The following is a 17684-nucleotide window of genomic DNA, read 5'->3' as shown; positions in this document are numbered from 1 at the left end:
AGTCGCTCCTTCCCGCCTGGATGCCCACGCCTGAACTACTCGCCCGCCAGCAGATGGATGCGACGCAGCACCTTGTTTGTCATTTCAAAAATGGCGAATCGGCACCCTGTGGGTTCTTCCAATTGTTAACGTCTGGCTCACGATCGCAGGCTTGTTGACGGCGACCGATTGCAGTACATTCTTTATTCGCGATTTGCGAATAAAGAATATGAACCTCAAGCCGCAAGACTTTCTCGTCGCCTTGAAGTTGCTCGCTTTGGGTGAGCAGCACTGGACCTATGCACGCCTCGCGCACGAGCTGGGTTTGAGTGCCTCCGAAGCCCATGCCGCGGTCAAACGCGGGCTGACCGCGGGTCTGCTGGCCAATCCCGGCATCGCGCGGGCCTATTCAGCCGCCGCCCAGTCACCTGCCGCCAAACCCATGGTGGCCCGCGAAGCACGCTCCCGAGGCGCCTACGCAGCCGCCGCCAACCCGGTGGCCGCCGAGCCCCGCAGCCACCTCGACAGCGCGGCTGTGGTCAACCGGCACAACCTCGCCGAGTTCGCCCTGCATGGCGCCAAATACGCTTTCGCCCCCGAGCGGCTACCAGCGGGGCCAGGCGTGCCCACGAGCCATTCGGCCCCGGCCTTTGTGGGCGTGTTTGCGCCAGGGCACGAGCCGCTTGTATGGCCCGATGCGCACGGCACAGTGCGCGGCGAAGGCTTGTTGCCTCTGCACCCGTGCGTGCCCGACGCAGCCTTGCGTGATGCCGCGCTCTACGAGCTGCTGGCCTTGTTTGACGCTTTGCGTGCCGGCCGCGCGCGCGAGCGCGGCATGGCCGGCACGCGGCTGCAAAAGCTGATTGACCCGGCACCGCCAGGGGCGGCCGCCAAGGCGGCGAGCAAGCGCCGTGCTTGACCCGAACCTGGAGCTGCTGCGTGCGATGGCAGTGGCCCTCGGGCCACTGCGCGAGCGCCTGGTGTTTGTGGGTGGGTGCGCCACCGGCCTGCTGCTCACCAACCCGGCAGCGGCTGATGTGCGCCCCACCGAAGACGTTGACGCAATCATCGAAGTGGCCACGATCGCGGGCTACAACGCCATGCGACCACTGCTGGCCGCGCGCGGCTTCAAGCAGACGATTGCCAACAACACGCCACCTTTTCGCTGGTTCTGGAATCGCATGCAGCTCGACCTGGTGCCCGTTGATGAACGCGTGCTGGGCTTTGCCAACCGCTGGTACCGGCCTGGCTTCGCGACCGCAGTCGCCACACAAATCGCACCAGGCCTCTCGCTGCGCCATCTGAATGCGCCGCACTTTCTGGCCACCAAGTTCGAAGCCTTCAATGACCGCGGCGGGCGCGACGTGTACCTGAGCCACGATCTCGAAGACATCATCACGGTGATCGACGGTCGAGCCGAGCTGGCCGACGAGTTGGCACGGGCAGAACCATCGGTACGCCAACACGTGGTGCAGCAGACCAAAGCCTTGTTGGCTCACCCGGAGATGGCCAATGCGCTGCCCGGTATCGTGGCCCAACCCATCCGCGCGGGCATCGTGCTTGATTGCCTTCAACGCATTGCTTCACTGAGCCTTCCATGAACGCATCCACCCTCGTTCAGAAGCTCTGGAACTACTGCAACATCCTGCGCGATGACGGTTTGTCGTATGGCGACTACCCAGAGCAGCTCGCCATTTTTCTGCCCCTCAAGATGGCCAATGAGAAAACGCGTGCACCGTTCTTCAGAAAGATCGAAGAAGAGCTCGGCGCCGACCTGCAAATCTCCACCGAAATCTGATTGCCATGAAAGCCCAACCCAACCACAAACCCCAGGTCATCATCATCGGCGGCGGCTTCGGTGGCCTCGAAGCCGTGCGCGCGCTGGCGAAGGCGCCGGTGAACATCACCCTCATAGACCGCACCAACCACCACCTGTTCCAGCCCCTGCTCTACCAGGTGGCAACAGCAGGCCTGAGCGCGCCGGCCATCTCGGCGCCCATACGCCACATCTTGCGCAAACAGATCGCACGCGGCAACCTGACGGTGCTGCAAGGCGAGGTGAGCGCCATCGACGCCGCCACCCGCTTGATCGTGCTCGATGACGGAGAGCGCCTGGGCTACGACCACCTTATCGTGGCCGCGGGCGCAAGCCACAGCTACTTCGGCCATGACAGCTGGGCGCCACACGCGCCGGGCCTGAAGACGCTGGCCGATGCCTTCGACATTCGCGCCCGGGTGATAGGCGCCTTCGAGCGCGCCGAGCGCTGCAGCGACCCCCTCGAGCGCGCCGTGTGGATGAGCTTCGTGGTGGTCGGTGCCGGCCCCACCGGCGTGGAGATGGCGGGCACGCTGAGCGAGATCGCACAGCAGACGCTGTCGCGCGAATTCAAGCGCATCGACTCAAAGCTCGCACGCGTGGTGCTGCTCGAAGCCTCTGACAAAGTGCTGGGCAGCTTCGTGCCCGTGCTGCAGAAGCGTGCGCGCGAGCAGCTCAAGCGCTTGCATGTCGACGTGCGCACCGGTTGCCTGGTGACCGGCATCAACGCGAGCGGCGTGAGCTACACATCGCATGAAGGCGATGTGGAGCTCGCACACCACCTGCCCAGCCGCACCGTGGTCTGGGCCGCTGGCGTGGCGGGCTCAGCACTTGGCCGCTCACTTGAGGCCACCGCAGGCGCTGCGCTCGACCGCGCCGGCCGGGTGGTCGTGCAGCCCGACCTGAGCCTCACCGGCCACCCCGAGATCACGGTCATCGGCGACCTGGCCGCGGCCAAGAGCCATGGCCCCGGCACGCCCGCCTCGGTGCCCGGCGTGAGCCCTGCGGCCAAGCAGATGGGCCGCCTGGCGGCCACCAACCTGCTGCGCCGCCTGAAGCAAGAGACGCCGCTTGCCTTCCGCTACCGCGACTACGGCAGCCTGGCCACCATCGGGCGGCGCGCGGCGGTGGTCGACCTCACAGTGCCGGTGATCGGCAGCCTGCGCTTCTCAGGCTTTTTCGCCTGGCTGTTCTGGCTCTTCGCGCACATCTACTTCCTGATCGGCTTTCGCAACCGCTTGTTCGTGCTGATCGACTGGGCCTGGGCCTACTTCACCTTTGAGCGGCATGCGCGGGTGGTAGCCGAGCCCGCCGCGCACGGCGAGCCCGACACCCTGCCCCCGACGCTGGTGGACGCGGTCGACACTCAACCCCTGGCCTGAGACCGGGCCTGAAGCAGGCGCCCAAGTTCCAAGGGCGAAGCCCAGTGGTGCCTTTGCGCTATGACCTGCCCAGCCTCCTAGAATCCAGCGACCCCCACATCGCCCGCGCGTGGCCCCCATACGGAGCAGCAGCGCGGCACACCCGGACCGCACCATGGACACCCGCACCTCCCCCATCCGCCTGCGACTCGAGCGCGTGCGCGACGCACTGAAACAATGCGGCCTGGCCGCCGTGCTCGTACCCTCCAGCGACCCGCACCTGTCTGAATACCTGCCCGAGCGCTGGCAAGGCAGGCAGTGGCTTTCCGGCTTCACCGGCTCCATGGCCACGCTGGCCATCACGCTCGACGAGGCCGCGCTGTTTGCCGACAGCCGCTACTGGGTGCAGGCGGAAGCCGAGATCGCGGGCACGGGCATCACGCTCGTGAAGATTCCCACCGGCACCGCCAGCCACCACCTCGACTGGCTGGCCACGCATGTCAGCGCAGGCCAGACCGTGGGCGTCGACGGCAGCGTGCTCGGCCTGGCCGCAGCGCAGGCGCTGCAGGCCACCCTCACCAAAGCGGGTGTGAAGCTGAGCACCGCCTTCGATGTGCTGGCCGCCGTGTGGCCCGAGCGGCCGGGCCTGCCCGACGCGCCGGTCTATGAACACCTGGCGCCACATGCGCCCCTGTCACGCGCCGCCAAGCTGGGGCAAGTGCGCGAGGCCATGGCAAGCCACGGCGCCGGCCAGCACTTTGTCTCGACAGTCGACGACATCGCCTGGCTCTTCAACCTGCGCGGCTCCGACGTCAGCTACAACCCCGTCTTCCTGGCGCACGCGCTGATCGACCTGCACGGTGCCACGCTGTTCGTGGCCGATGGCAAGGTGCCACCGGCGCTGCAAAAGGCGCTCATCGCCGACGGCGTGAAGCTCGCGCCCTACGCGCAAGCGGGCGTGGCCCTGAAGGCTCTGAACGCAGCAGACACGCTGCTGATCGATCCGCGCCGCGTCACGCTCGGCCTGAAGCAGAACGTGGGGGCTGGCGTGCGCGTGATCGAAGCCATCAACCCCAGCACCTTGTTCAAGAGCCGCAAGAGCAAGAGCGAAGCTGCCCAGGTGCGCGAGGCCATGGCACAAGACGGCGCGGCCATGTGCGAGTTCTATGCGTGGTTCGAGCAAGCGTTGGGCAAGGAGCGCATCACCGAGCTCACCGTCGACGAGAAGCTGAGCGCCGCGCGCGCCAAACGCCCTGGCTTCGTGGGCCTGAGCTTCAACACCATTGCCGGCTACAACGCCAACGGCGCCATGCCGCACTACCGCGCCACGGCCGAGTCGCATGCCGTGATCGAGGGCGACGGCATGTTGCTCATCGACAGCGGCGGCCAGTACCTGGGCGGCACCACCGACATCACCCGCGTCTGGCCCATAGGCACCATCACGTCGGCTCATCAGCGCGACTACACCCTGGTGCTCAAGGGCACGATCGCCCTCAGCCGCACGCGCTTCCCGCGCGGCACGCTGTCACCCATGATCGACGCCATCGCCCGTGCCCCGCTGTGGGAGCAGGGGCTCGACTACGGCCACGGCACCGGCCACGGCGTGGGCTACTTCCTGAATGTGCACGAAGGCCCGCAGAGCATCTCGAAGACGCTGCCCGAGCCGCACATGGCCATGGAGCCCGGCATGATCACCAGCATCGAGCCCGGCCTGTACCGCCAAGGCCAATGGGGCGTGCGCATCGAGAACCTGGTACTCAACGTGCCTTGCGACACACCCGAGGGCGGCGCCTTCGGCGAGTTCCTTGAATTCGAGACGCTCACGCTGTGCCCCATCGACACCCGCTGCATCGACCAGCGCTTGCTGCGCGCCGACGAGATCGACTGGCTCAACCGCTACCACGCCGTGGTGCGCGAGCGCGTGGCGCCGCTGGTGGCCGGCGACGCACTCGCCTGGCTCAACAAGCGCACCCAGCCGCTCTGACCGTCCAGCCCCACCGCGGCTCATGCCGCGCTTCAGGCAGTTCATCGCAATCCGGTAGGCAAGGCGGGGGCCGCTGCCTAGAGTTCACTCCAACGCAACACACAAAGCACTTGGAGCCCATCATGTTTGAACGCATCGCCGCCCCCGCCCTGACCTTCGTCGTGCTGATCGCCGGCCACGTGGCGCTTGCAAGCGCACTGCTCGGCACACCGGCCGCCAAGCCGGCTGCTGAAGTCGCAAAAGCCCCCGCCCCTGTCATCCAGCTTGAAGCAGTGATCATCACCGGCAAGCGCAGCTCCTGAAACATCCGGGCCAGGCGGGCCGACCCGGCGACCCCGGCGTCGGCCCGCTGAATCCGGATCTCCTGTTGGCGACACGGCACCTGCCCTGTCGCCTTTTTTCTGTTGAGTACGGCTCGTCGTCGAGAGCGCTTGAGCCGTGCGCAGAGACTGAGTTCACGTTTTCACAGGACTGACAAGGCTGGCAGATGGCAGGCCACGTGCCGGCCATCGGCTCGCAAGCTCAGTTCGGGGGGAGTCGTGCGGCAGATGTCCATTGCATGGGGGCAGCGTGGGTGAAAGCCGCAACCCGCGGGCGGGTTCAGCGGGCTGGGCAGCTCGCCACGCAGCCGGGTCGGCGGGCGCAGCTTCTCTGCCTCTCGGTTCGTGGTTGGAATGGTCTCGATCAACAGCTGCGTATAGGGGTGCACCGGCCGGCGGTATAGATCGTCTTTGGCCGCCAGCTCGACAATGCGCCCGAGGTACATCACCGCGATGCGATCGCTCAAGTGCCGCACCACCGCCAGGTCATGCGACACGAACAGGTAGGCCAGGCCCAAGCGGCCGCGCAGATCCTCAAACAAGTTGACGATTTGCGCCTGGATCGACACGTCGAGTGACGACACCGGCTCGTCGCAGATCAGCAGCCTGGGATTGGCGGCGAGCGCTCGCGCGATGCCCACACGCTGGCGCTGGCCACCGCTGAATTCATGCGGGTAGCGCCCGAGCATGCCGGGGTTCAGGCCGACCAGTTCGAACAGCTCGGCCGCCCGGGCCGCGACCTCGCGCTCGGGCACCAGGCCGTGCACGATGATCGGCTCGGCCACTGCCTGCCCTGCGGTAAGGCGCGGGTTGAGCGAGCTGAAAGGGTCTTGAAAGACCATCTGAATGTGACGTCGATAGGGTCGCAACGCGGCCTCGCCGAGCTGGCAGAGATCGACGCCGTCGAACACCACACCGCCACTGGCGGGGCGCACCAGCTGCAGAATCGCGCGCGCCAGGGTCGACTTGCCGCAGCCGCTTTCGCCGACCAGGCCCACAGACTCACCTTTGCCAATGCCGAGGTCAACCCCATTGACCGCGACCAGCGGCGCCGGTGCGGGTTTGAAGAGGCCCGAGGCCTTGCGTTTAAAGCTGACCCGCAGGTCTTTGACTTGCAGCAACGCGGTGCTCCTAGGGCGTGTCGGTGCCGACATCGGCCGCCAACCAGCAAGCCACCTTGTGCGCCAGGCGTGGCTCGAAATCGGGCGGCGATTCGGTTCTGCATCGCGCCATGGCACGCGGGCAGCGTGGGTGGAAGCTGCAACCCGTGGGGCGCTGCAGGGGGTCGAAGGGTTGGCCGGCGATCGGCTGCAGCGGTTCACCGTTCGTCTGGGCCAGCGTCGGAACCGAATTCAGCAGGCCAACGGTGTACGGGTGGCTGGGGCTGGCGAACAAGTCGTCGGCGTTGGCCGATTCGACGATGCGCCCGCCGTACATCACGTACACCCGGTCGGCGTACCGCGCCACCACCGCCAGGTTGTGGGTGATCAGCAGCAACCCGGTGGCGTCGGCCTGCACGGCGCTGCGCAGCAGCTCGATGATCTGCGCCTGCACCGTCACATCGAGTGCCGTGGTGGGCTCGTCGGCCACGATCAACCGAGGTGAGCACGCCATCGCGATCGCGATCATCACGCGCTGGCGCATGCCGCCGCTGAAGTGGTGCGGGTAGTCGCGCAGGCGCGCACGCGGGTCGGGTATGTTCACGCGCTCCAGCAGCTGGGCGGCGCGCTCCAAGGCCTGGCGCTTGTTGGCCAGCCCATGCTGCAGCAAGGGCTCAGCCACCTGGTCGCCTATGCGCTGCACCGGGTTCAAGCTCGACATCGGCTCCTGGAACACCATCGAAATGCGATTGCCCCGCACCGAGCGCATCGCGTCGTCGCTCAGGCCGAGCAGGTCTTGGCCCTCGAACAGCACCTGGCCGCCACTGACGTGGCCGGGCTCACCGATCAAGCGCAGGATCGAGTAAGCCGCAGTGCTCTTGCCGCAGCCGCTTTCGCCCACCAGCGCCACCACTTCGTGCGGCCGCACGTCGAATGAAATGCCGTCGACAGCGTGCACCACGCCACCGCGACCAGGGAAGTCGACCCGCAGGTCACGCACCTGCAGCAAGGGGGAGACGTCGTTCATCGGCCGACCCGCGGGTCGAGCAGGTCACGCAGACCGTCACCGAGGTAGTTGAAGGCCAGCACCGCCAGCGTCACCATCGTGCCGGCGGCAAAGGCGATCTGCGGCGCCTGCTCGAGCAGGCGAAACCCGGTGTACAGCTCTTGCCCCCAGCTGGCCGCGGGGGGCTGCACGCCCACACCCAGGAAGGACGCTGCGGCTTCGACCAAGATCGCCGTTCCCGCGGTCAGCGCGCTGGCGATGATCAGCGGCGCCAGCACGTTGGGGAGCACATGCACCCGTAGCAAGCGCGCGCGGCTCATGCCGATGGCCCGCGCCGCCTCGATGTACTGCAGCTCGCGCACCACCATCACCTGGCCACGCGTGATGCGCGCAAAGCCGGTCCAACCGAACACCGCCAGCGAAATGATCACGTTGTGGATGCCGGGCCCGACGATCGCCGACAACACCAGCGTGAAGACCAGGGCCGGAAAGCAGATGAAGGCATCAGCGGTGCGCATCAGCACCGCATCGACGCGGCCGCCGGCCATGCCCGAGACCAGCCCGATGAAGATGCCGATCGTCGCGGCCAACAGCGTGGCCACGGCAGCCACCACCAGCGGCACCCGCCCGCCCCAGAGGATTCGGGTGAACATGTCGCGGCCAAGGTTGTCGGTGCCCAGCCAGTGCTGGGCCGTCGGCCCTTGCAGCAGGTTGTACATGTCTTGCGCGTTGACGTCGTAGGGCGATATCCAGGGTGCGAGCAGCGACACGGCGATCATCGTCACGATCACCGCCATGCCGAAGCGCACGGCGCCGCGTGAATGCCACAGCGCGCCGATCATCGACGCGATGCGCCGGTGCACGCGGGGTGCCAGCGAGGGCAGCGTTGAGGAAATGGCGCTCATGAAATCCTAGCGAAGCCGAATGCGAGGGTCGAGCGCCGCGTAGGCGATGTCGACCAGAAAGTTGACGAGCAGCACGTTGACCGAAGCCACCACCAGTACCGCCTGGATCACCGGGAAGTCTTTCGCGAAGATGGCGTCTACCGCCATGCGGCCGATGCCGGGCAGAGCGAAGATCACCTCGACGATGAACGAACCCGCCAGCATGCCGCCGAAGGTAAAGCCCAGCACCGTGACGATCGGGATCATCGATGGCTTGATCGCATGGCGCAGCATGATCTGCGTTTCGGTCAGCCCCTTGGAGCGCGCCGTGCGAATGAAATCCTGGCGCAGTACTTCGAGCAGGCTGGCACGCACATAGCGCGCCAGCACGCCGGCCAGGTGTGAGCCGATGACAAAGCTGGGCAGCAGCATCGACAAGATGTTCTCCCACGGGTCGACGCTGAACGGGGTGTAGCCCGACACCGGCAGGATGCGGAACATCACGCTGAAGATGTAGATCAGCGCCAGCGCCTCGAAGGTCGGCGGCAGCGCCACGCCGGTCAGGCTCGCGCCGCTCAGGAAGGTGTCGAGCTTGGAGCCGCGCTTGAACGCGCAGACCATGCCCACGGGCACGCCGATCAGCAGTGCCCAGAGCAAGCCACCAAAGAACAGCTCTAGCGTGATCGGCGCGCGCTGCAAGAACATCTCCAGCACGTCTTGCCCGGTGCCCATCGATGTGCCCCAGTCGCCGCGCACGAATTTGCCCAGCCAGCGCGAGAACTGCTCGACCACCGTGCCGTTGACGCCATAGGCCTTGCGCACCTCGTCCAGCCCGCGCGTATCGGCAACGTTGCCGGTGGCTTCGAGGGCCACCAGCAAGGCGTCGCCCGGCATCAGTTGCACCGCCGCGAAGGACAGCACAACGACCATGCACAGCACCGCCAGCGCCTGGCCGGCGCGGCTTACAACAAAGGAGAGCATGGATCAGCCGTGCCTGCGCCTGCGCTCAACCGGACTTGCCATTGGCAAACCAGGTGCTGTGGGTGACAAAGTAGGCCTCCTTGTGTTTCACCAAGGCATCGTTGTCGTGGCCAAGCACCCACTTTTGATAGGCAGTGGCCGACTCTTCCCACCAGAGCCAGAGATCCAGGGCTTCGTCGCTGATTTGTTTTTCCAGCTCGCGATACATCGCCTGCCGCTTTTCGGGGTTGGCCTCCTCGCGTGCAGCCTCGATCGCGGCCGTGCGTGCCGGCGATTCCGGGCGGCCTTCGGGGAAGCTGCCCTTGGGTGAATACAAGCCGGTGATCACCAAATCGGGGTCATAGATGTAGGTCCATCCGCCAGTGCACAAGTCCCAGTCGAGCGACTTGCGCCGCGCGTCAGCCGCCACCGGAGAAAGCGCTTCAACCTGCCAGTCGATGCCCACCTGGGACAGCATGTACTTGATCGCCTGCGACACCTCGACCGCCGCTGCCACGTTGATGATGAAGCCGCGGATGGTGACGCCCTTTTCGTGCCCGGCCTGCGCGAGCAGCGTCTTCGCCAGCTTGGGGTTGAACTCCACCGCCTTCAGCTCGGGGTTGTGGGCCCAGTGGTCGCCGGGGAGCACGCCGCTTGCGATGCGGCCGAGGCCGCGTTGTGTGCCCTGGATCAGCGCCTTGACATCGACGGCATGGCGTATGGCCTGGCGCACCCTGATGTCGGCACACGGGCCCTTCACCGCATTCATGCGCAGGGCCGCCGTGGTGTTGACCGGCATGGTGTAGGTGTTGAAGGTCTTGTCGTCCTTGAGCGTGGCGTACTGCGACTTCTCCAGTGCGAGGATGTCGAGCTTGCCGGCGCGAAAGCTCGCCAGGCGAATGGCCGGGTCGGGAATCACCGAGATCAGCACATGGTCGTGATAGGGCGCATCGGGCTGGCCCAGCACCTTGGCCAACCAGTAATTCGGGTTGCGCTTGAGCTTGAGAAAGTTGCCGGGGCTGGCTTCTTCCACGATGTAAGGCCCGACCCCCTTCGGATCGACGGTCTCGAAGCGCTTGGCGTCGGCCTCGAGTGCGGTCGGCGACAGCGCGTAGCCCGGCACATTGGCCACAGTGCCCTCGAACGCCGCCCAAGGCTTCTTGAAGGTCCAGCGCAGCTTCAGTGGCGACACGACCTCGACCGTATCGAGATTGGCCAGCCAGCTGATGGTGAAGGTGGCATTCGCGGGCGTGCGGATCCAGGCGATTTGGCGCTTGATGGCCTCGGCATCCAGCGGCGTACCGTCGTGAAACTTGATGCCATCGCGCAAGGTGACCAGCGCCGCGGTGGCGCCCTCGCGTTGCACCGATTCGGCAAGGAACGGGATCGTCGGCCGGTACGAGCCGTCGGTGACCAAGAGCTTCTGATGGACGAAGTTGATGTTGAGCCAGTCGTTGACCGGCCAGCGGTTCGGGTTCAAGAACCCGATGTACTGCGGTGCTGCCAGCCGCAGGGTGCCCCCGCGCACGGGCTTTTCGCCGCTGGCCAGCTTGGCAAAGGGCTGCGCGGCCAGATCGAGGGCGGGCGCGTGCGCACTGGCTTTGCTGCTGAAGCTCATGGTGGCCAGGGCCGCCATCGCGGCCAGTGACTGCAAAACCTCACGTCTTTCGATGTTCATGCTTGTCTCCTTGGGGTGTTCTGAAATGGCACGGTCTGCGCTGCAGGCGTGTTGGTTTGCTGAGTGCGGTTCACGCCCGAAGCTCAAGCGTTTTCTGTGTGCTCGAATGCATGCACTTGGTCATGCACCAGCGAAGTTCGAATGGCCGTCGTCAGCACGCCCTCGTAGAGCATGTGGTTCTGCGGGGCATAGGGCGGGCCATCGATCGAGACCTGCTTGCCGCCGAAGACCTGAACGCGTGGTGTGTTTCGCACGAGAGTCAGCCCGCCGACCATCGTCTGTCGCTTGCTCGTGGCCCAGGATTGACATGCTGTTCTCTCTGCGAGTTTCGTTTCGAGGGGATCAGAAGCGCGTGCCGAGCGTCACGCCGAACATGCGTGGCGCGTTGGGGAAACCGCTGTAGCTCCCGCTCTGCGCGACCGTCGGGAAAGCGCCAGCGATGTCGCGGTGGTTGGTCAGGTTGCGCGCCCACAGAATCACCTCCCAGTGATCGGGCTTGTTGACCAGGCCCAGGCTGGCGTTGACGTTGCTGCGCCCCCAGGTCGACAGCTCAGGTGGTGTGGTTTCGCTCAGGAGCGTCTTGCTGGCGTAGTCGTATTCGCCGCGCAGAAAGCCGCTGAGCCCCTCACCGAAATCGTGAGAGAGGGTGAAGGTGGCCGAGAGCGACCAACGCGGGATTCCGGCGGGCCGGTCACCCGACAGGTCGCGGAAGTTGGGCGTGAGGCCCGTGGCGGGGTCGGTCGGGCAGCGCACGGTGTCGAATGAAACGCACGGTGCTTGTTGGAACGAGTCGTACTTGGCATCAAGGTAGGTGGCCGCACCCGTGAGCGCCAGCCAAGGGATAGGCTGCCAGGCCGCGTCGAACTCGAAACCGCGTGTCGACTCTTTGCCCGCATTGACCAAGCTGTAGCCGGTGCCGGTGTAGGCGTTGGACTGGAAACCCTTGATGGTCTGGTCGAAGACCGCAAGCGTGACGTAGCCGCGGCGGAACTCCGACTTCAGGCCTAGCTCGATCACCGACACGTTTTCAGGCTCGGCGCTGCGGCCCACTCCGTTGGTGGGCGGGCGGCTGTCTGACGACAGGTTGTACGCGCCCGCCTTCCACCCGGTGGCGTAGGTGGCGTAGGTGTTCACGGACCCGAAGTCATATGCGGCGCGAAAAGTCTTGGTGAGCTTGTCGCCGTTCAACGTGCCGGACTCGCTGGCGTTGGGGTAGTTGACGGGCGCGTGATCGGGCGAGTTGGCGTAAAAGAACTGCAGGCCGCCCAGCGGGCCGTAAAGGTTGCCCGGCAGACCGATCACAGGAAACTGCGGCACGCTCTGCAGGTTGAGGGCAGCGAAGCTGTCGGTGAGCACGACATTGGACTCAGCGCGCTTGCGGTCGCGCAGGTAGGCCAGGCCGGCGGTGAGGGTGAGCCGGTCGGTGACGTCGTAGTCAAGGTTGCCGAAGATCGAGTACGAGTCCTGGGTCATCTTGTAGTGGTCGTTGATGCCCTGGCCCGCCTGGAAATAGGTCGACCCTGGCACGATGCTCGGCGTCACCAGGCTCTGCAGAAGCTCAAGTGCATAGATGTTGGATCGACCCGCCAATGCCGTTTGCAAAGCCGCCGGAAGCGCGGCGAGCAGCGCACCCGGTACCGGGCCGCTCAGGCCGTCGGCATAGGCGCGCAGACCGGGCCCGTAGGCCACGTCGACACCGGTGTTGAGTTTTTCCTTTTGGTAGAAGCCACCGAGCAACCAGCGCGCCCGCTCGTCGCCTTTGGACGCGAAGCGCAACTCTTGTGTGAAGGTGGAGATGTCGCTCGACTGGTTCTTGTTGGCCAGGTCAGCACCCGTGAAGTCCACGTCCTGGATCGACGAGTTGGTCTGCTTGCGTTGCGCGGTGATCGAAGTCAGCGTACCGGCAGCGGTTTTCCAGTCGGCTTGTGCGGAGAGCCCCTTGCCACTGAGCCGGTTGGTGGGGTCGGTGTTGAAAATAATGTGGTCGTCGAATTTCTTCTCAGGGTCGCCCACCGGCTGGCCCAGGCCAAAGGGTGATGGCGCACCGATGAATTGGGTGGCCGGGCCGTTGTAGAGCGACACCACGCCGCAGCAGGTTTCCTTGATCTTGTTGTAGTCACCGATCACACGAACCGAGAGTTCGTCCGTCGCCTTCCACAACACGTCAGCGCGCAGCGAGCTGCGGTTGCGGTCGTTGACGTCATTGCCAGTGGTGTCGTTGCGCTGGTAACCGTCGCGCTCGTTGTGGCTGCCTGAGATGCGTGCGGCGACGCTGTCGCTCAACGGCCCGGTGACGGTGAAGCGCTGCTGGCGCAGGTTGTAGTTGCCGAAGTCGACCGAGGCCGAGCCGCCGAACTTGAACTGCGGCGGAGTTGTCACGATATTGATCACCCCTGCCGATACGTTCTTGCCGAAGAGAGTCGATTGAGGGCCACGCAGCACCTCGATGCGCTGAACCTCGGGCAGGTCGTCCAGCGCCGACGAAGTGCGTGAGCGGTAGACACCGTCGACGAAGACGCCGACCGCGCTTTCGATGCCGTCGTTGCCAGCGCCGTTGCCGAAGCCGCGGATGATGAAGTTGGTTTGGCCGACCGCGTTGAACTGCGCCACCTTGAGCGAGGGGACGGTGGTCTGCAGGTCGATGAGGTCACGCACATGCGACTTTTCGAGCGTGGCCGCCGTCGTCACCGCCACCGAAATAGGCACCTCGCGCAGCGTCTGCTCACGCTTGGCAGACGTGATCATGACGGGCTCGAGAGTCGCCGTGGCGGGGCCTTCGGCGGGCGCTGCCGCAGAAGCGGCCGCTGCCGGCGGCGCCACTGCCGACGCAGCAGCAGCGGGTGGCGACACAGCCGGGTCGACAGCTGCAGCGGCCGGCGCCGGCGCTGAAGCCGATGGGGCCGCCGGATCGGGCGCCGTCTGGGCCACCGCTGAAGCGTTGACGATCATTCCCAGCAAAAGCCATCCGGCAGCAAGTCGGTAACGCATGAACTCGTCTCCTCATGTTGAGAGCTCCATCGATGGAAGCCCTTTGTGTATGAGGTATTTTTAGTTTGGACTAGGAAATATAGTCAACACTAGGATTACCCTCAGCCCGCTTCCAAGCAGTGGCCGCGAGAATCCCGAGCGAGAGGCGCTTCGCCACCGCCGCTCAGCGAGCGGCAGGCGCTGTCGACGCGCAGATCAACGCCCGCCGCTTCAAGCGCCGAAACTTTTCATCTACCTGAGGCGAAACACGTGCACGAAGCTGCGGCTCCTGAAACATCCGGGCAAGGCGGGCCGAACCGGTGACCCCGGCGTCGGCCGGCTGAACCCGGATCTCCTGTTGGCGACACGGCACTGCCCTGTCGCCTTTTTTCTGTTCACAGGAATGACGTACGGCTTAACCTTGCGGTCACGCGTCAACAGGTGCACCGCCATGTACACACTCTTCGGCTCTGCAGGCTCGGGCTCGGCCGCCATCGAGGCTGCCCTCGAGCGTACCGGGGCGCCTTACCGCAACGTCACCGCCTCTACCTGGGAGCCCGACTCCGCACTGGCAGAGCTGCGTGCCATCAACCCGCTGCAGCAGATTCCCACGCTGGCCTTGCCTGACGGCAGCGCAATGACCGAGAGCGCTGCCATCCTGATCCACCTGGGGCTGGCCTACCCAGAAGCGCAGCTGCTGCCCAACGACGAGATGCAGCGCGCACAGGCCCTGCGCGGCCTGGTCTACATCGCAGCCAACTGCTACGCCGCCATAGGCGTGAACGACTACCCCGAGCGCTGGTGCGCCGACATCGACGACTCGGCGCGCGAGCGCATCATCCGCGGCACCCGGGCCCGGCTGCACCACTGCTGGGACGTGTTTGCCGACCAGTTCCAGGCACAGCTGCTGCCAGCCGGCGCCGCGCCGAGCGCGCTCGACATCCTGGCGGCAGTGGTGTCGAAGTGGTCGGGTGCGCGGGCGCATCTGAAGGCGTCGCGGCCGGAATTCTTTGCGACGCTGCTGCGCGTCGAGGCCCACGCGAGCGTCGCCCCCGTGTTCGCGCGCCACTTCACCCGCTGACAAAAAGGCCGACCCACCTCGCGACAGATCGGCTTGAAGGTGGCGCGGTCTACTGCGCCACGGCCGCAAAACAAAAGCCCGAGCGCTACTTCCAGCTGGTGGTCACCGTTTGCGACGCACCGCCTCCCGGCGTGGTGAGCGTGCGGTTGGCACCGCTTTCCCACACCACGTTGCCGCTACCGTCTTTCTTGATGAACTTGTATTCCAGCGCGGTGCTGGCAGGCAGCGTCAGCTGAGTGCGCCACTGCGTGCCCGACACCAAAGTAAGCCGCAAGGCGTTCGCCGGCGCCCAGCTGCCGAGCGCGGGCAGGCCGCCGACGATGTGAACGCTCTGCCCTGTAGCGGTGCTGGCCGTCTCGTTGAAGATCACGGTGGCATCACCCGTCGGCACGCTGCAAGCCGCAGCGCTGTTGAACACGCCACAGGCCGCGGCCGTGCCACCCGCCGGCGTGTTGAGGCTGCGGTTGCTGCCGCCTTCCCAGATTGCGCTGGTGCAGCTGCTGTACTTGATGAACTTGTATTGCACGTTGCTCGACACCGGCAGGTTCACCGTGCCCGCATGCTCTGACGCGCTGGCCGCAAGGGCCACGGCCTTGCAGGGGTCCCAGGCCCCGAGTGCAGCCACACTGCCCACCACGTAAACCTGCTGGCCGGTGGCCGGCGCCGCGTTTTGCACCGTGAAGGTGGTGCTCACCGCGGGCTGCGAGCCGCCGAGCTTGGCGTCGACGTGCAGCGCCGCGGCTGAGTTCGCCGCCACGTTGATCGTCGCCTGGCCTGATGCATCAACCGTCACCACGCCGCCGCTGCAAGCACCGGCCGCGAAGTCGCCGCTGATCACGTCGCAGTAGCTGCCGGCCGGCAGGCCGGTCTGGAAGCTGCGCGACAGCGCACTGCCCTCTTTGTTGATGACCACGAAGCCTTTGTCGCCTCGGCCAAAGGCAATCTGGTTGTTGCCGTTGTCCCACCAGTTGCTGACCCCCCAGCGACTCGCGCTCGCGTTGCGAAAACCCACCATGTTGGCGATCGGGCGGAAGCGGTGCTCGCACACCCAGCCGCCACGCGTCTGGTCGAAGCAGGCCGGTGCGCTCGCGCCGGCCGCCCAGGGGCCTCGGGTCGACCCATCGGCGTTGTAAGGCGGGCCGAAGCTGGTGTCGTAGTTGTTGGCCTTCTGAAAGGCGTAGCTCGACATCACCACCGGGTAGCCATAGGGCCAGGCGAGCATGAACACGTTGGCGAGGTCGTAGGTCGCGCCATCGTGATAAGTGAGGTAGCTGCCCCCGCCAGCGTGGCCGCGCTGCTTGTCGTGGTTGTCGGTGAAGGCCACGGCCTTGCTGCTGCCCACAAGCCCCCAGCTCTCGCCAAAGGTCTTGAGGTCGGCAAGCTTGCCGCCGCCCGCAAACTTGCCGTACAGCGCAGGCCCGTAGGCGAACTCGGTGACGGTGGCCTGGCCACCGCTCAGACCGAAGTACTGGCTGGGTTGCACCGCCTCGCCCGCGGCGCCTATGACTTCGAGAAACCAGAACGGCCGCGTCGCCAAGCGCGAATTCACGTTGTCGACGATGGCGCTCAGGTCACCGGGGCTGATGTGCTTGGCGGCATCGACGCGAAAGCCTTTCACGCCCATGTTGGCCAGGTCGACCAGGTAGTCAGCGATCTTGCCGCGCACGTAGATGCTGCCAGTGTTCAGGTCTTGCAGGCCCGAGAGCTCGCAGTTCTGTACGTTGTTGGCGTCGTTGTAGTTGGTGATGCCGCACACCGGCGAATGAAAGTCGGGCTCGCTGTAGAGGCCCGGATAGCTGTGGTTCGACCAGCTGCGCCCGGCACTGGACGTGCCGCTCCTGCCGCCCGACATGTGGTTGATCACCGCGTCGACATAGATGCCCACGCCCACGGCGTTGCAGCGGTTGACCATGCTCTGAAATTCGGCGCGCGTGCCGCTGCGGCTGCGGTCAAGGCTGTAGCTCACGGTCTGGTAGCGCATCCACCACGGGTAGGGCGCGCCGTCACCGCTGGCGAGCCAGTTGTGCTCGCTGGGCGGTGAGACTTGCACCGCGGCATAGCCTTTGGGGCCTAGGTGTGACTCGCATTCGCGGGCAACGTCGGTCCAGCGCCATTCGAACAACTGCACGAAAGCCGTGCGGGCGGTGGACTGGGCGTGGCCCGCCGCCGCTGCGCTGAGCATGGCCACGGCGGCCAGGGTGCGCAGGGTAGATCGAAGCGAGCGGGTGCGGGTGCGGCTGCTGGGGCGCTGAGCCCCGGCAAGGTCAAGCGTGTACATGTTTGTCTCCTGTGGGTGCTGCGGCCACGGGTCATTTGGCTGAGACGTCTTCGCGTCATCGAGGCGTAATGTAGGTACGCAAACCCGCTTCGCCTATCCAGATGAGCCGCGAGAGCTGACTCAGAACCGTCACAGAGAAATCAAACCAAGATGTTGTTTTTAAATGATATTTTTCTGTTCAGGCGCATTTCTTGCGCGGCTTTGTAAATCATTTTGTTTCAACTTAGATCCGAAATGGATCGTGTCGTATGACTACAAATTTGTACTACA

General features: G+C 65.5%; 15 protein-coding genes. 7 read left to right on the top strand and 8 right to left on the bottom strand.

Features of this window, described 5'->3' with window-relative positions; genetic code table 11:
• Nucleotides 1-208 precede the first annotated feature (208 nt).
• From AC30QB_RS08365 to AC30QB_RS08340, 6 genes are all read left to right on the top strand, one after another.
• The gene (locus tag AC30QB_RS08365; RefSeq protein WP_489545743.1) at nt 209-898 is read left to right on the top strand and encodes a hypothetical protein; all 690 of its coding nucleotides are present in this window, start codon (nt 209-211) and stop codon (nt 896-898) included.
• Nucleotides 891-1580, top strand: coding sequence for a hypothetical protein (locus tag AC30QB_RS08360; protein ID WP_489545742.1), 690 nt, complete (start codon nt 891-893; stop codon nt 1578-1580). Before AC30QB_RS08365 ends, AC30QB_RS08360 begins: the two co-directional genes overlap by 8 nt.
• Entirely contained in the window at nt 1577-1777 is a 201-nt protein-coding gene (locus tag AC30QB_RS08355; protein ID WP_489545741.1) for a hypothetical protein, read from the top strand. Before AC30QB_RS08360 ends, AC30QB_RS08355 begins: the two co-directional genes overlap by 4 nt.
• Nucleotides 1778-1782: 5 nt before the next feature.
• Nucleotides 1783-3177: an NAD(P)/FAD-dependent oxidoreductase gene (locus AC30QB_RS08350; RefSeq protein WP_489545740.1), complete on the top strand. Its 1395-nt coding sequence runs from the start codon at nt 1783-1785 to the stop codon at nt 3175-3177.
• 154 nt (nt 3178-3331) lie between these two features.
• Nucleotides 3332-5140 carry an aminopeptidase P family protein gene (locus AC30QB_RS08345; RefSeq protein ID WP_489545739.1) on the top strand — a complete coding sequence of 603 codons (1809 nt, stop codon included), beginning with the start codon at nt 3332-3334 and terminating at the stop codon, nt 5138-5140.
• Nucleotides 5141-5262: 122 nt separating this feature from the next.
• Complete coding sequence (locus tag AC30QB_RS08340; protein WP_489545738.1) at nt 5263-5442, top strand: hypothetical protein; 180 nt, start codon at nt 5263-5265, stop codon at nt 5440-5442.
• A gap of 161 nt (nt 5443-5603) precedes the next feature.
• Here the strand turns inward: AC30QB_RS08340 and AC30QB_RS08335 are convergent, their stop codons facing one another.
• From AC30QB_RS08335 to AC30QB_RS08305, 7 genes are all read right to left on the bottom strand, one after another.
• Nucleotides 5604-6581, bottom strand: a complete 978-nt coding sequence (locus tag AC30QB_RS08335; protein ID WP_489545737.1) for an ABC transporter ATP-binding protein — start codon at nt 6579-6581, stop codon at nt 5604-5606.
• 10 nt (nt 6582-6591) lie between these two features.
• Nucleotides 6592-7587, bottom strand: a complete 996-nt coding sequence (locus AC30QB_RS08330) for an ABC transporter ATP-binding protein (RefSeq protein ID WP_489545736.1) — start codon at nt 7585-7587, stop codon at nt 6592-6594.
• On the bottom strand, nt 7584-8471 hold the full coding sequence (locus tag AC30QB_RS08325) for an ABC transporter permease (protein ID WP_489545735.1): 888 nt from the start codon (nt 8469-8471) through the stop codon (nt 7584-7586). Before AC30QB_RS08325 ends, AC30QB_RS08330 begins: the two co-directional genes overlap by 4 nt.
• A gap of 6 nt (nt 8472-8477) precedes the next feature.
• The gene (locus AC30QB_RS08320) at nt 8478-9431 is read right to left on the bottom strand and encodes an ABC transporter permease (protein ID WP_489545734.1); all 954 of its coding nucleotides are present in this window, start codon (nt 9429-9431) and stop codon (nt 8478-8480) included.
• A gap of 25 nt (nt 9432-9456) precedes the next feature.
• Nucleotides 9457-11088, bottom strand: a complete 1632-nt coding sequence (locus AC30QB_RS08315) for an ABC transporter substrate-binding protein (RefSeq protein WP_489545733.1) — start codon at nt 11086-11088, stop codon at nt 9457-9459.
• Between the two features lie 83 nt (nt 11089-11171).
• The gene (locus AC30QB_RS08310) at nt 11172-11342 is read right to left on the bottom strand and encodes a hypothetical protein (RefSeq protein WP_489545732.1); all 171 of its coding nucleotides are present in this window, start codon (nt 11340-11342) and stop codon (nt 11172-11174) included.
• 88 nt (nt 11343-11430) lie between these two features.
• The gene (locus AC30QB_RS08305) at nt 11431-14076 is read right to left on the bottom strand and encodes a TonB-dependent receptor (protein WP_489545731.1); all 2646 of its coding nucleotides are present in this window, start codon (nt 14074-14076) and stop codon (nt 11431-11433) included.
• A 430-nt stretch (nt 14077-14506) separates the two neighbouring features.
• Here AC30QB_RS08305 and AC30QB_RS08300 point away from each other — a divergent pair, with 430 nt between their 5' ends.
• Nucleotides 14507-15136: a glutathione S-transferase family protein gene (locus tag AC30QB_RS08300; protein ID WP_489545730.1), complete on the top strand. Its 630-nt coding sequence runs from the start codon at nt 14507-14509 to the stop codon at nt 15134-15136.
• Between the two features lie 85 nt (nt 15137-15221).
• On the opposite strand, the gene AC30QB_RS08295 is transcribed toward AC30QB_RS08300, so the two are convergent.
• Nucleotides 15222-17414 carry a carbohydrate-binding module family 20 domain-containing protein gene (locus AC30QB_RS08295; RefSeq protein ID WP_489545729.1) on the bottom strand — a complete coding sequence of 731 codons (2193 nt, stop codon included), beginning with the start codon at nt 17412-17414 and terminating at the stop codon, nt 15222-15224.
• Nucleotides 17415-17684: the final 270 nt, after the last annotated feature.

The organism is Rhizobacter sp., assembly GCF_046595475.1.
Taxonomy (GTDB): Bacteria; Pseudomonadota; Gammaproteobacteria; order Burkholderiales; family Burkholderiaceae_C; genus Rhizobacter.
The sequence above is the reverse complement of the archived record's forward strand: the minus strand, read 5'-3'. Positions and strand labels throughout refer to the sequence as shown.

Coding starts and splice junctions, on each gene's coding strand:
- AC30QB_RS08365 (WP_489545743.1), top strand. CDS start 209: ATGAACCTCAAGCCGCAAGACTTTCTCGTCGCCTTGAAGTTGCTCGCT.
- AC30QB_RS08355 (WP_489545741.1), top strand. CDS start 1,577: ATGAACGCATCCACCCTCGTTCAGAAGCTCTGGAACTACTGCAACATC.
- AC30QB_RS08350 (WP_489545740.1), top strand. CDS start 1,783: ATGAAAGCCCAACCCAACCACAAACCCCAGGTCATCATCATCGGCGGC.
- AC30QB_RS08345 (WP_489545739.1), top strand. CDS start 3,332: ATGGACACCCGCACCTCCCCCATCCGCCTGCGACTCGAGCGCGTGCGC.
- AC30QB_RS08340 (WP_489545738.1), top strand. CDS start 5,263: ATGTTTGAACGCATCGCCGCCCCCGCCCTGACCTTCGTCGTGCTGATC.
- AC30QB_RS08330 (WP_489545736.1), bottom strand. CDS start 7,587: ATGAACGACGTCTCCCCCTTGCTGCAGGTGCGTGACCTGCGGGTCGAC.
- AC30QB_RS08325 (WP_489545735.1), bottom strand. CDS start 8,471: ATGAGCGCCATTTCCTCAACGCTGCCCTCGCTGGCACCCCGCGTGCAC.
- AC30QB_RS08320 (WP_489545734.1), bottom strand. CDS start 9,431: ATGCTCTCCTTTGTTGTAAGCCGCGCCGGCCAGGCGCTGGCGGTGCTG.
- AC30QB_RS08315 (WP_489545733.1), bottom strand. CDS start 11,088: ATGAACATCGAAAGACGTGAGGTTTTGCAGTCACTGGCCGCGATGGCG.
- AC30QB_RS08305 (WP_489545731.1), bottom strand. CDS start 14,076: ATGCGTTACCGACTTGCTGCCGGATGGCTTTTGCTGGGAATGATCGTC.
- AC30QB_RS08300 (WP_489545730.1), top strand. CDS start 14,507: ATGTACACACTCTTCGGCTCTGCAGGCTCGGGCTCGGCCGCCATCGAG.
- AC30QB_RS08295 (WP_489545729.1), bottom strand. CDS start 17,414: ATGTACACGCTTGACCTTGCCGGGGCTCAGCGCCCCAGCAGCCGCACC.